Genomic DNA, 12,151 nt, shown 5'->3' with positions numbered 1-12,151 from the left:
TGTACTGCAGCGCGGCGCTGATCGATTCGATCAGGTCGGCCTGCTGGATCGTGGTCGTCATGGTGGGGGGCTTTTTTTAGGGTGTGGAAACGCCCCCCGATTATCTCAGCGCCGGGTTTCGCCGGCTGGAGCGTTCAGGCGGGCCCCGCCGCGCGCATGCCCGCCGCCAGGAACGGGATCATCTCGCGCAGCGCCTTGTCGAATTCGCGGCCGTTGCTCGCACCGTCGGAGATCACTTCGAGCCGGCCGGTGTCGGCCAGCACGTACTGGTAGGTGCCCAGCACGAAGATGAAGCGCCAGGCGACCTGCTCCTGCGAGAGCCCGGGCAGGCTGCGCGCGAAGGCGCGCACGAAGCGACGCGAGGAGTCGTCGTAGAGCGAGCTGCGCAGCTTGCTGCCGAAGCGCGTGCCGTCGAGCTGCAGATGGGCCTGCATGCGCAGGAAGTTGCGGCCCCGCGCGCCGCTGAGCGCGAGGGTCACGGCCGGCGTCAGGAAGATCTCGATCAGGCGCTCGAGCCCGATGGGGCGGCCTTCCTGCAGCGCCTCTTCGGCATCGAGCAGCCGCATGCGTTCGTCCACCAGCGGCTGGCCGCCGCGCATGTAGGTCTCGAGGAAGAGGGCGTCCTTCGACTTGAAGAAGTAATGAATCATCCCCTGGTTGACCTTGGCCAGGTCGGCCACCGCGCGCAGCGAGCAGCCTTCGAATCCGTGCTCCGCGAACAGCCGCTCGGCCGCGCGCAGGATGGCTTCGCGGCCATCGGTCTTGCGAGGTGCGCGAGGCGTCTTGGCGGGCGGTGCTGTGGTGGGTGCGGGCATCGAGGCCGATGGTAACGGTACTTGCAGGGGGAACGATTCCGCGTTTATTATTAGTCAATCGACTAACTAAATGAAAGGGCGGATCGACCGCCGACGGAGACTCGATGACCCTGTCCACTTTCTTGCGCGGCACTGCCGCCGCCTTTTCCCTGGCCGTGCTCGCCGCCGCGCCGGCCTGGTCCCAGTACCCCGAGCGCAGCGTTCGCCTGGTCGTGCCTTACCCCGCGGGCGGCGGCACCGACAACATCGCCCGCCTGCTCGCGGACAAGCTCTCGCAGCGCCTGGGCCAGCCCTTCGTGGTCGACAACCGGGGCGGCGCCAACGGCAACATCGGCGCCGACGCGGTGGCCAAGGCCCGGCCCGACGGCTACACGCTGCTGCTCGCGGGCCTGGGCCCGCTGGCCGTGAACCCGGGGCTGTACGCACGCATGCCCTACGACCCGGCACGCGCGTTCGCGCCCATCGTGCAGGTCTCGTCGGCGCCGCTGGTGCTGGTGGCGGGCCCGGGCGCTCCCGTGGGCGACCTGCGCCAGCTGATGGCCTTCGCGCGCCAGCATCCGGGCCAACTGACCCTGGCCAACGCCGGCGAGGGCTCGCCGCACCACATCTGCGCCGGGCTGTTCGCCCGTGAGGCCGGCGCCAGCGTGACCCATGTGCCGTACAAGGGCGCCGCCCCCGCCATCACCGACCTGCTGGGCGGCAGCGTGCAGGCGCTGTGCGACAACGTGGGCACCATCCGGCCCTTCATCGAGTCGCGCAAGGTGCGGCCGCTGGCCGTCTCCACCCGCGCGCGCACCAGCCTGCTGCCCGAGGTGCCCACCTTCGCCGAGGCCGGCCTGCCGGGCATCGACTTCTCCCTGTGGTTCATGCTGGTGGCGCCGGCCGGCACGCCCGCCGACGTGGTGGCGCGCCTCAATCGCGAGGCGAACGCAATCCTGGCGCAGCCCGAGGTGGCCGCGAAGTTCCGCGAGTTCGCCAGCGAGCCCGTGGGCGGCACGGTGCAGGCGGCCGCCGCGCACCTGAAGACCGAAACGCAGCGCTGGCCCGGACTGGTGAAGTCCATCGGCCTGGCGCAGCAGTGAGGCGGAGGCATCCATGCAGCTGATCGACCTGTCCGTCGCCATCGAGAACGACCTGCCGGTGGACCGCCCGGGCAACGGGCCGCGCATCCGCTACCAGCACCACCACGAGACCTTCGCGGCCCTGGCCGGGCCCTTCGCAGGCCTGCGGCCCGAGGACCTGCCCGATGGCGAGGCCTGGGCGGTGGAGCGCATCGACCTGTCCACCCACAACGGCACCCACATGGACGCGCCGTGGCACTACGCCTCGACCATGGACGGCGGCCGGCCCGCCGCCACCATCGACGAGGTGCCGCTGGACTGGTGCCATCGCCCCGGCGTGAAGCTGGACCTGCGCCACCTGCCGCACGGCCACGTCGCCACGGCCGATGACCTGGCCACGGAACTGCAGCGCATCGGCCACGTGCTGCAGCCGCTGGACATCGTGCTGGTGAACACGGCCGCCGCCGCGCGCTACGGCCAACCCGACTACCTCGACAGCGGCTGCGGCCTGGGCCGCGAGGCCACGCTCTGGCTGACGCAGCAGGGCGTGCGCGTGGTGGGTACCGACGCCTGGTCCTGGGACGCCCCTTTCTCGCACACCGCCCGGCGCTACGCCGCCACCGGAGACGCCTCCCTGATCTGGGAGGGGCACAAGGCCGGCCGCACCACGGGCTACTACCAGATGGAAAAACTGACCAACCTCGACCTCCTGCCCGCCAGCGGCTTCCACGTCATCTGCTTCCCCGTGAAGATCCACAAGGCCTCGGCCGGCTGGGTGCGGGCCGTGGCGGTGCTGCCATGAGCGCAGTAGCGGACGACACCTTGCTCGGGACCTGGTATCTGCGCGAGGCCTATGCCGTGGACCCCCGTGGCGAACGCCTTTTCGACGTCTACGGCGCCCGGCCCTCGGGCGTCATCCACTACGGCGCCGACGGCCGCATGACGGCGCTCATCACGCACGACGGCCGCGCGCGCCTTTCGGGCTCGGACCGGCAGGACGCCACCGACGCCGAGAGCGCAGCGGCGTACCGCTCGTCGATCGGCTATGCCGGGCGCTACGTCCGCGAGGGCGACTGGATCGTGCATCACGTCGACATCTCGAGCTACCCGAACTGGGTGGGGACTCGCCTGTGCCGCGAGGTGCGGCTGGCCGGCGACACGGTCGAGCTGCGCACCGCGCCGCAGCCGCAGGCGGGCGTGGAGACCGTCCTGAAGCTGGTCTGGCAGCGCGTCCCAGTCGGGCTGGATGCCATGCCCGAACCCCTTCGCACACCCACCCCATCGGCCACGCCATGACCAAGCCTTCCCGAAAAGTCATCATCACCTGCGCCGTGACCGGCGCCATCCACACGCCGACCATGTCGGACGCGCTGCCCTACCGACCCGAGGACATTGCCCGCCAGGCCATCGAGGCGGCCGAGGCCGGCGCCGCGGTGCTGCACCTGCATGCGCGGCATCCGGAAACGGGCGCGGTGTCCATCGACCCGGAACGCTTCCAGGCCTTCCTGCCCGCCATCCGTGCCGCCACCGGCGCGGTGGTCAACCTGTCGACCGGCGGCAGCCTCAATCACACGGTGGCCGAACGCATCGCGCCGGCGCTGCGCTTCTCGCCCGAGATGTGCTCGCTCAACATGGGGAGCATGAACTTCTCCATGCATCCTCTCGCGCAGCGCTACAAGCAATGGAAGTTCGACTGGGAGGAGCCCTACCTGCGCGAGTCCGACGGCTACATCTTCCGCAACACCTTCCGCGACATCGGCATGGCGGCCCGTGCGCTGGAAACGCACGGCATCAAGTTCGAGCACGAGTGCTACGACGTGGGCCAGCTCTACAACCTGAAGTTCTGCATGGACAGCGGCCTGTTCCAGGCTCCGGTCTTCATCCAGTTCGTGCTCGGCATCCTCGGCGGCATCGGCGCGGACCTCGAGAACCTGGTCTTCATGAAGCGCACCGCCGACAAGCTCTTTGGCACCGGCTACCAATGGTCGGTGCTGGGCGCGGGCGCGAGCCAGATGCAGCTGGCCGTGACCGCCGCGACGCTGGGCGGCCATGTGCGGGTGGGCCTGGAGGATTCGCTGCAGATCGCGCGCGGCGAGCTGGCGACTTCGAACGCGCAGCAGGTGGCGAAGGTGCGCCGCCTGCTGGAGGAACTGGGCCACGAGATCGCCACGCCCGAGGAGGCGCGCGCCATGCTGGCACTCAAGGGCGCCGACCGGGTCGCCTTCTGATCCCGGCCGCGCGGCCGATGGCTACTGGGCCGCGGCCCGCGCCTGCGCGATCCAGCCGTCGAACAGCGATTGGTGCGCGCGGATCCAGCCATCGGCATGCCGCTCCACGTCCTGCTGGCTGTTGGCGCCTTCGCTCATGCGCAGGTTCTGCGCGTTGATGTCGCCGATCGGCACGTTCATGACCTCGAACAGCTTCGCCGCGGCCGGGTTCTTCTCGGCGAACTCGCGGTTGGCGACGATGCGCTCCTGGTTGGCGAGGAAGCCGTAGTTCTTGCCGTTGGGCTGGCGCGTGTCCACGTTCTCGCCACTCTGCGACGCCGAGAACGGCACCTGCAGCCACACCACGTCGGCGCCGGGTCGCAGCACGGCGCTGACCCAGTAGGGCGTCCAGGTGTAGTAGAGGATCGGCTTGTCCTGCTTGAAGCGCGCGATGGTGTCGGCCATCAGCGCGGCATAGCTGCCCTGGCGGTGCGTCACGGTGTCGCGCAGGCCGTAGGCGCCCAGGTGGTTCTCGATCGCGAGCTCGCAGCCCCAGCCGGGGTTGCAGCCCGTGAGGTCGGCCTTGCCGTCGCCGTCGGTGTCGAACAGCTTCGCGATCGCCGGCTCCTTGAGCTGCGCGATGTTGGTGATGTGGTACTGCTCGGCGGTCTTGCGGTCGATCAGGTAGCCCTGCACCGCACCGTCGGCGTAGACGCCCTGACGCCACAGCTTCGCGTCGCCGCCGCTGTTCTTGTAGAAATCGGCGTGCAGCAGGCTCCAGTGGTTGGCCATGAAGGTGGCATCGCCGTTGGCGATCGCCAGGTGCTCGGTCGCGGGCTCCAGGTCCTTCATCGGCTCGACCGTGTAGCCGAGCTTCTCGAGCGCGCGCATCACGAGCAGGGTCTGGAAGGCTTCCTCGGCCAGCGAGCTCTTGAGCGGCTTGACGACGATGCCCTGGCCGGGCAGGTCGGTGGCGGCGTGCGCCGGCAGGGTGAAGGTCGCCGCGGCCGCGAAGGCCAGGGCCAGCAGCCCGAGGCCGCGCGCGATGGGATTCATGGATGTCTTCATGCGTCGTGTTCCTCCTGAAGCTTCAGCGGGCCTGGGTCGAAAGGGCCGGCACGGCTTCTTCCGCGCCGCGCGATGCGCCCGGCGCCACCGCGCGCTGCAGCATGCGCAGCGCCAGGCCCACGGGGCCGCCATGCCACCAGTGCTGGCCGCCGCGGCGCGGCCGGCCCATGGCCTGCGTCAGCCGGTCGAGCGAGATCGCGAGCAGCACGATGCCCAGGCCGCCGACGGTGGCCAGGCCCATGTCGAGCCGGCCGATGCCGCGCAGCACCATCTGTCCCAGGCCGCCCACGGCGATCATCGAAGCGATGACGACCATCGACAGCGACAGCATCAGCGCCTGGTTGATGCCGGCCATGATCGAGGGCATGGCCAGCGGCAGCTTCACCTTCACCAGCATCTGCCAGGGCGAGGCGCCGTAGGCGCGCGCGGCCTCGATCAGGTCGGGTCGCACCTGGCGCAGGCCCAGGTTGGTCAGGCGCACCAGCGGCGCCAGCGCGAACACGATGGTCACGATCACGCCCGGCACGTTGCCGATGCCGAACAGCATCACCACCGGCACCAGGTAGACGAAGGCCGGCGTGGTCTGCATCGCGTCGAGCACCGGGCGCATCACGCGCTGGGCCCGGTCGCTGCTGGCCAGCAGCACGCCCAGCGGCAGGCCGATGACCATGCAGAAGACCAGCGAGGTCAGCACCAGCGACAGCGTGACCATGGCCTCGGGCCAGATGCCCAGCATCGCGACCAGCAGCAGCGCGACGGTACTGCCGATGGCCAGCGCGCGGCCCGCGAACTGCCAGGCCAGGAGGCCGATCAGCGCGATCATCGCGAGCGTCGGCAACCCGGTCAGCAGGCTCTGCACCGAGTTCAGGGTGCTGTCGATCGGCAGCCGCACGGTCTGGAAGAAGGGGCGGAAGTGCTCGACCACCCAGCCCAGGCCCTGGTTGATCCAGGACTCGACCGGCAGCGAGCCGTCCCAGAGGCGGTGCAACTGGAAGCCGGCGGCATCGGCCTGGCCGGCGAGCTGGTGCGCGGCGTCTTGCGGCACGGGCGCGTCGAGCCAGGCGCTGGTGGCCGCGGGATCGGGCGCGGCCGACAGGGCCTCCCACGGATCGAGCGCCACGGGCGCCGGCGCGGGCTGCTGCGCCAGCGTGGCGGCGGCATCGTTGGCGGTGGCGAGGTCGGAGGGCAGGGTGGTGTCGTTCATCTCGGCGGTTCCTTCGAAATCGGGTTCAGGCCAGGACATGGGCCGGGGCGGCGCTCGCGGCGGGAGCGGGCGGCAGCGCGGGATCGATCGGCGGCGTGTCGCGATCGAGGAACTTCAGCAGCGTGGTCTTGCTGATCGCGCCGCAGAAGCGTCCGTCGGCCGCCACCACCGGCACCGCGCAGGGCGCCTGGCCCACCTGGCCGATCAATCCGGCCACGGGCGCGTCGGCCTCGATCGTGCCGAGGTCGGCGAGGAAGGCATGGCGCAGGCCCAGCGGTCCCGAATGGCCGTCGAGCGCGGCGCGCAGCGTGTCGGCCGAGACCGTGCCGAGGTAGCGCCGGTCGGGGCTGGTCACGTAGGCGAAATCGCGGTCCTGGTCCTCGAGCAGCTTGAGCGCCGCGCGGGCGCCGCGCTCGGGGTGCTCGCAGACCACGGTGAGGGGCTTGCGCGCGATGTCGGCGGCCTTGAACACGGCCGCCGCGTCCACGCCGCGCACGAAGCTGCGCACGTAGTCGTTGGCCGGGCAGCGCAGGATCTCGTCGGGCGTGCCGACCTGGATCACCTGACCGTCCTTCATGATCGCGATGCGGTCGCCGATGCGCATCGCCTCGTCGAGGTCGTGCGAGATGAAGACGATGGTGCGGCGCTGCTGCTGCTGCAGGCGCAGCAGCTCGGACTGCATCTCGGTGCGGATGATCGGGTCGAGCGCCGAGAAGGCCTCGTCCATCAGCAGGATCGAGGGATCGGAGGCCAGCGCGCGCGCCAGGCCCACGCGCTGCTGCATGCCGCCCGAGAGCTCGTCGGGATAGCTGTCGCCCCAGCCCGCCAGCCCCACCTGCGCGAGCGCGAGGTCGGCCTGCGCCAGGCGCTCCTTCTTGCCGGTGCCCGACAGCTCGAGCCCGAAGGCCGTGTTCTCGCGCACCGTCATGTGCGGCATCAGCGCGAAGGACTGGAACACCATGCTGATGTCCTTGCGGCGCAGCGCGCGCAGCCTGGCGTCGGAGTGTTCGTTGATGTCGGCGCCGTCGATCACGATGCGGCCCGCGGTCGGCTCGATCAGCCGGTTCAGCAGCCGCACCAGCGTCGACTTGCCCGAGCCCGACAGGCCCATGATCACGAAGATCTCGCCGGCCTGGATCTCGAAGGTGGCATCGAACACGCCGATCGACTGGCCGGTCTTCGCGAGGATCTCCTTCTTCGACAGACCTTGGCGCACCAGCGCCAGCGCGTCCTCGGGCGCGTCGCCGAAGACCTTGAAGACGTGGTCGATGAGAATTCCTTTGGCCATATGCCGGGCTCCTTGTGCGAAGGTTGGACGGGCGCCGTTCCGCCTGGAAGCGGGACGGCAGCGGCCACGCCATCAGCCGATGGCTGCCGGAAGGCACTGAGGACGACGTGGCGACGAAACCAGTGCCCGCCGGATGCTTCGCTCGCGGGCAACGGGCCTGGTCGAGGGGCGCCGCCTGGAGAAGCCTGACGTGGCAGTGGGGCCGGAACTATCCGGCCGGTGTGCCGGGCAGGGCCCGGCGGGAGAACCTGCACCGCGACGGGATTCGAAGATCCGCGAGTAGTGCCGGTGGGAGCTGCAGCGTCATCCCGCAATGGGTTTTGTAAATGACTTGCAGGTCCGCGAAAGACGATGATTATAACTTTTTGACATGAAGCATGTCAATCCGCCGCCTGCGAACGGCTGTAGTCTGGAACGCAATGGCCGCGTCAGATGAGAGCCATTCTTATCCGGCGATACTCGGGGCCGCGTCCGGCGAGCGGGCGCACCCATTTCCAAGACTGCGGAGCTTTTCTCATGACGACTTCCCCCAAGACCCGTGCCGAGCGCGACACCTTCGGACCGATCGACGTGCCGGCCGACAAGCTGTGGGGCGCGCAGACGCAGCGCTCGCTGCAGAACTTCGACATCTCGGGCGAGCAGCAGCCGCGCGAGATCATCAAGGCCCTGGCCCAGGTCAAGCGCGCATCGGCCGTGGTCAACCACGCGCTGGGCCTGCAGGACGAGAAGAAGACCCACGCGATCGTCGCCGCGGCCGACGAGGTCATCGCCGGCAAGCACCCGGGCGAGTTCCCGCTGGTGGTCTGGCAGACCGGCTCGGGCACGCAGACCAACATGAACGTCAACGAGGTGCTGGCCAACCGCGCGAGCGAACTGCTGGGCGGCGAGCGCGGCGAGGGCCGCCTGGTGCATCCCAACGACGACGTGAACCGCAGCCAGTCGAGCAACGACGTGTTCCCGACCGCGATGCACGTGGCGGCCGTCGAGGCCATCACGCACAAGCTGCTGCCCGCCATCGCCAAGTTGCGCGGCACGCTCGAGCAGAAGTCCAAGGACTTCGCCGACATCGTGAAGATCGGCCGCACCCACCTGCAGGACGCCACGCCGCTCACCCTGGGCCAGGAGTTCTCGGGCTACGTGGCGCAACTCGCGCACGGCGAGGCGCACGTGCGCGCCGCGCTGCCGCACCTGAGCGAACTGGCGCTGGGCGGCACGGCCGTGGGCACCGGCCTCAACGCACCCAAGGGCTATGCCGAGCAGGTGGCGGCCGAGCTCGCGAAGCTCACCGGCCTGCCGTTCGTGACCGCGCCGAACAAGTTCGAGGCGATGGCCAGCGTCGATGCGCTGGTGCATGCCCACGGCGCGCTCAAGACCCTGGCCGCCAGCATGAACAAGATCGCCAACGACGTGCGCTGGCTCGCGAGCGGCCCGCGCAGCGGCATCGGCGAGCTGAGCATTCCCGAGAACGAGCCGGGCTCGTCGATCATGCCGGGCAAGGTCAACCCGACCCAGAGCGAGGCCGTCACGATGCTGGCCGCGCAGGTGTTCGGCAACGACGTCGCCATCAACATCGGCGGCGCCTCGGGCAACTTCGAGCTCAACGTGTTCCGCCCGATGGTGGCCCACAACTTCCTGCAGAGCGTGCGCCTGCTGGCCGACGGCATGGTGAGCTTCAACGACCACTGCGCCGTGGGCATCGAGCCGAACCGCGAACGCATCACCGAGCTGGTGCAGCGCTCGCTGATGCTGGTGACCGCGCTCAACACGCACATCGGCTACGACAAGTCGGCCTACATCGCGAAGAAGGCGCACAAGGAAGGCACCAGCCTGCGCGAGGCCGCGATCGCCTCGGGCCACCTCACGGCCGAGCAGTTCGACCAGTGGGTGGTGCCCGAGAACATGACGGGCCGCTGAGGCGAGCCTGCCCCATGCAAAAAGGACCCGCGAGGGTCCTTTTTTCGTTGGCGAGGGGCTTGCTCAGTAGCCTATCGTGTAGCGCTGGCGCGAATGCGCCGGCTTCTCGAGCTCGTCGATGAAGGCGATCGCGTAGTCCTCGAACGTGACCCAGCTGCGGCCCTCGGCGCTGACCAGCAGGTCGTCCTGGCCGAGGCGGAACTTGCCGGTGCGTTCGCCTTCGACGAATTCGGCCGAGGGCGAGAGGAAGGTCCAGTCGAGTTCCTTCTCGGCGCGCAGCGCCTCGAGGAACACGCCGCCGGCCGAGGCCTCGGCCTTGTAGGCCTCGGGGAAGTTCGGCGTCTCGATGACCTTGAGGCCCGGTGCCGCGAACAGGCTGCCGGCGCCGCCGACGACCAGCAGGCGCTTCACGCCCGCGCGCCTGGCGGGTTCGATGATGGCCGCGGGCGGCACGGTCGCGAAATGGGCCGCGCTGAAAACCGCGTCGTGGCCGGCCAGGGCCTTTTCGAGCGCGGCGCCGTCGAGCACGTCGAGGTCGACGGCCTTGACGTTGGCGCGATCGGAAAGCTTCGCGCTGGCATGGCGCGCGATGGCCGTGACCGTGTGGCCGCGGCGCAGTGCTTCTTCGAGGAGGCGGCCGCCGGCGCGACCGGTGGCGCCGATGATGGCGATGTGGCTCATGGAGGACTCCTTGGAACGAGCGATGGAAAGAGGGCGATGAGGCTCATCTTAGGTTTCTCATTTCGAAAGAAATACCTCGAAATTCGCGCTTCTTTATTCCTAAAATCGTTCGAATGGACCGTCTCAACGCAATGCGGGTGTTCGTGACCGTGGTCGACGCGGGCAGCCTCTCGGCCGCCGCCGACCTGCTCGACATGTCGCGCCCCGTGGTCACGCGCTACGTGGCCGAGCTCGAGCAATGGACCGGCGCGCGCCTCCTGCACCGCACCACCCGGCGCCTGAGCCTCACGGCCGCGGGCGAGGAACTGCTGCCGCGCTGCCGCCAGTTGCTGGAGCTCGCGGGCGACATGCAGGCCGCGGTGCGCCATCCGGCCGAGGCGCCGCGCGGGCAGTTGCGCATCACCACCGGCACCTCGTTCGCGCAGGCGCAACTGGCCGATGCGATCGCGGACTACGTGCGGCTCTATCCGGGCGTGATGGTCGACCTGGTGCTGCTCGACCGCACCGTGAACCTGGTCGACGAGCGCATCGACCTCGCGATCCGAACCGCGGCCGAGATCGATCCCAACCTGATCGCGCGCCGGCTCACGGACTGCCGCTCGGTGGTCTGCGCCTCGCCGGCCTACCTGGCCGAGCACGGCATGCCGCAGCGCGTGGACGAACTCGCGCAGCGCAACTGCCTCACGCATTCCTACTTCGGCCACAGCCTCTGGAGCTTCACGCGCAAGAGCGACGGCGCGCCGGTGTCGGTGGCCGTGGACGGCAACGTGTCGGCCAACGACGCGGCCAGCCTGATGGGCCTGGCGCGCGCGGGCGCGGGCATCGCGATGCTGCCGACCTACCTGACGGCGCAGCTCGTGCACGGCGGGGAGCTGGTGCCGCTGTTCCCCGATTTCGAGCCGCAGGTGGTGGGCATGTACGCGGTCTACACCTCGCGCAAGCACATGCCGGCCACCCTGCGCACCATGCTCGATTTCCTGGCGCGGCGCTTCACCGAGGTGCCGGCCTGGGACCTGCCGCTGGCGGCCTGAGTCTCAGTGGTCGGCCGGAGGATGCGCCATCAGCCGGTCGGTGTAGGCGATGGCCATGGCCGAGAACAGGAAAGCGATGTGGATCACCGTCTGCGCGATCAGCACCTTGTCGGTGTAGTTGTCGGCGTTGATGAAGGTCTTGAGCAGGTGGATCGAGCTGATGCCGATGATGGCGGTGGCCAGCTTGACCTTGAGCACCGAGGCGTTCACGTGGCTCAGCCACTCGGGCTGGTCGCGGTGGCCTTCGAGGTCCATGCGGCTCACGAAGGTCTCGTAGCCGCCCACGATCACCATGATCAGCAGGTTCGAGATCATCACCACGTCGATGAGCGCCAGCACCACCAGCATGATCACCGTCTCGTTGAGCGCGGCCACCGGCGCGGTGGTCTTGTAGCCGATGCTGTTGACCAGCGCCTGCAGCGCGGTCTGGCTGCCGAAGGCGGCCTCGACCAGGTGCAGCAGCTCGACCAGGAAATGCACCACGTAGACCGCCTGCGCCACGATCAGCCCCAGGTACAGCGGCAGCTGGAGCCAGCGGCTCGCGAAGATCAGCCGTGGCAGCGGGCGCAACGGCGAGGTGCGGGCGTGAACGGGCATGTTCCGGGGATCGAAAGGGTCGGGGGAGGACATCGAGGGGGCGTGTGTGACGGGGAGCGAGATTCTAGGGGTGTCCCGGTGACGCACTCGTGATAACCCCCCGCTCTAACATCGGGGGTCCGTCAGCAGCACGCCGGTTCGGCGTCAGTGGCCCGTAAGTGGTCGCGCCGACATTACGGCCGCAATTCATCCAGGAGACACGAGACATGAGCAGCGCATCGAAGAACATTGAATCCGTCCTGGTCGAGAACCGCGTGTTCCCGCCCGATGCCCGCGCCACGCAAG

General features: G+C 69.2%; 12 protein-coding genes. 6 read left to right on the top strand and 6 right to left on the bottom strand.

Annotated features, from left to right (window positions below; all coding sequences use genetic code 11):
- Positions 1-134: 134 nt before the first annotated feature.
- Positions 135-815 carry a TetR/AcrR family transcriptional regulator gene (locus ACODT0_RS42020; protein WP_057597723.1) on the bottom strand — a complete coding sequence of 227 codons (681 nt, stop codon included), beginning with the start codon at positions 813-815 and terminating at the stop codon, positions 135-137.
- 104 nt (positions 816-919) lie between these two features.
- Here ACODT0_RS42020 and ACODT0_RS42015 point away from each other — a divergent pair, with 104 nt between their 5' ends.
- Genes ACODT0_RS42015 through kce form a run of 4 tightly spaced genes read left to right on the top strand, consistent with a single transcriptional unit; the run spans position 920 to position 4,104 of the window.
- A complete protein-coding gene (locus tag ACODT0_RS42015; protein ID WP_489044005.1) occupies positions 920-1,897 on the top strand; it encodes a Bug family tripartite tricarboxylate transporter substrate binding protein in 978 nt (325 codons plus the stop codon).
- Positions 1,898-1,910: 13 nt separating this feature from the next.
- Positions 1,911-2,678 carry a cyclase family protein gene (locus ACODT0_RS42010; protein ID WP_296775254.1) on the top strand — a complete coding sequence of 256 codons (768 nt, stop codon included), beginning with the start codon at positions 1,911-1,913 and terminating at the stop codon, positions 2,676-2,678.
- A complete protein-coding gene (locus ACODT0_RS42005; RefSeq protein WP_489044004.1) occupies positions 2,675-3,172 on the top strand; it encodes a lipocalin-like domain-containing protein in 498 nt (165 codons plus the stop codon). The genes ACODT0_RS42010 and ACODT0_RS42005 overlap by 4 nt, the downstream gene beginning before the upstream one ends.
- Positions 3,169-4,104, top strand: a complete 936-nt coding sequence (kce, locus tag ACODT0_RS42000; protein WP_489044003.1) for a 3,5-dioxohexanoate:acetyl-CoA acetone transferase — start codon at positions 3,169-3,171, stop codon at positions 4,102-4,104. The genes ACODT0_RS42005 and kce overlap by 4 nt, the downstream gene beginning before the upstream one ends.
- 21 nt (positions 4,105-4,125) lie before the next feature.
- Here kce and proX read toward each other — a convergent pair whose 3' ends face one another.
- Genes proX through proV form a run of 3 tightly spaced genes read right to left on the bottom strand, consistent with a single transcriptional unit; the run spans position 4,126 to position 7,643 of the window.
- Positions 4,126-5,151 carry a glycine betaine/L-proline ABC transporter substrate-binding protein ProX gene (gene proX / locus ACODT0_RS41995; protein ID WP_489044002.1) on the bottom strand — a complete coding sequence of 342 codons (1,026 nt, stop codon included), beginning with the start codon at positions 5,149-5,151 and terminating at the stop codon, positions 4,126-4,128.
- A gap of 22 nt (positions 5,152-5,173) precedes the next feature.
- Positions 5,174-6,355 (bottom strand): glycine betaine/L-proline ABC transporter permease ProW, encoded by a 1,182-nt coding sequence (gene proW / locus ACODT0_RS41990; RefSeq protein WP_489044001.1) that lies wholly within the window; start codon positions 6,353-6,355, stop codon positions 5,174-5,176.
- A 25-nt stretch (positions 6,356-6,380) separates the two neighbouring features.
- The gene (gene proV, locus ACODT0_RS41985; RefSeq protein WP_208511360.1) at positions 6,381-7,643 is read right to left on the bottom strand and encodes a glycine betaine/L-proline ABC transporter ATP-binding protein ProV; all 1,263 of its coding nucleotides are present in this window, start codon (positions 7,641-7,643) and stop codon (positions 6,381-6,383) included.
- 516 nt (positions 7,644-8,159) lie between these two features.
- Here proV and fumC point away from each other — a divergent pair.
- Positions 8,160-9,557 carry a class II fumarate hydratase gene (fumC, locus tag ACODT0_RS41980; protein WP_057594537.1) on the top strand — a complete coding sequence of 466 codons (1,398 nt, stop codon included), beginning with the start codon at positions 8,160-8,162 and terminating at the stop codon, positions 9,555-9,557.
- Positions 9,558-9,620: 63 nt separating this feature from the next.
- Here the strand turns inward: fumC and ACODT0_RS41975 are convergent, their stop codons facing one another.
- Positions 9,621-10,238, bottom strand: coding sequence for an NAD(P)-dependent oxidoreductase (locus ACODT0_RS41975; protein WP_489044000.1), 618 nt, complete (start codon positions 10,236-10,238; stop codon positions 9,621-9,623).
- A gap of 113 nt (positions 10,239-10,351) precedes the next feature.
- Between ACODT0_RS41975 and ACODT0_RS41970 the strand changes: the two genes are divergently transcribed.
- Entirely contained in the window at positions 10,352-11,269 is a 918-nt protein-coding gene (locus tag ACODT0_RS41970) for a LysR family transcriptional regulator (RefSeq protein WP_489043999.1), read from the top strand.
- Positions 11,270-11,272: 3 nt separating this feature from the next.
- Here ACODT0_RS41970 and ACODT0_RS41965 read toward each other — a convergent pair whose 3' ends face one another.
- Positions 11,273-11,899, bottom strand: coding sequence for a YqhA family protein (locus ACODT0_RS41965; protein WP_057594540.1), 627 nt, complete (start codon positions 11,897-11,899; stop codon positions 11,273-11,275).
- Positions 11,900-12,151: the final 252 nt, after the last annotated feature.

This window comes from Variovorax sp. FG153, assembly GCF_057809595.1.
This window is presented reverse-complemented; position numbering and strand designations above follow the sequence as displayed.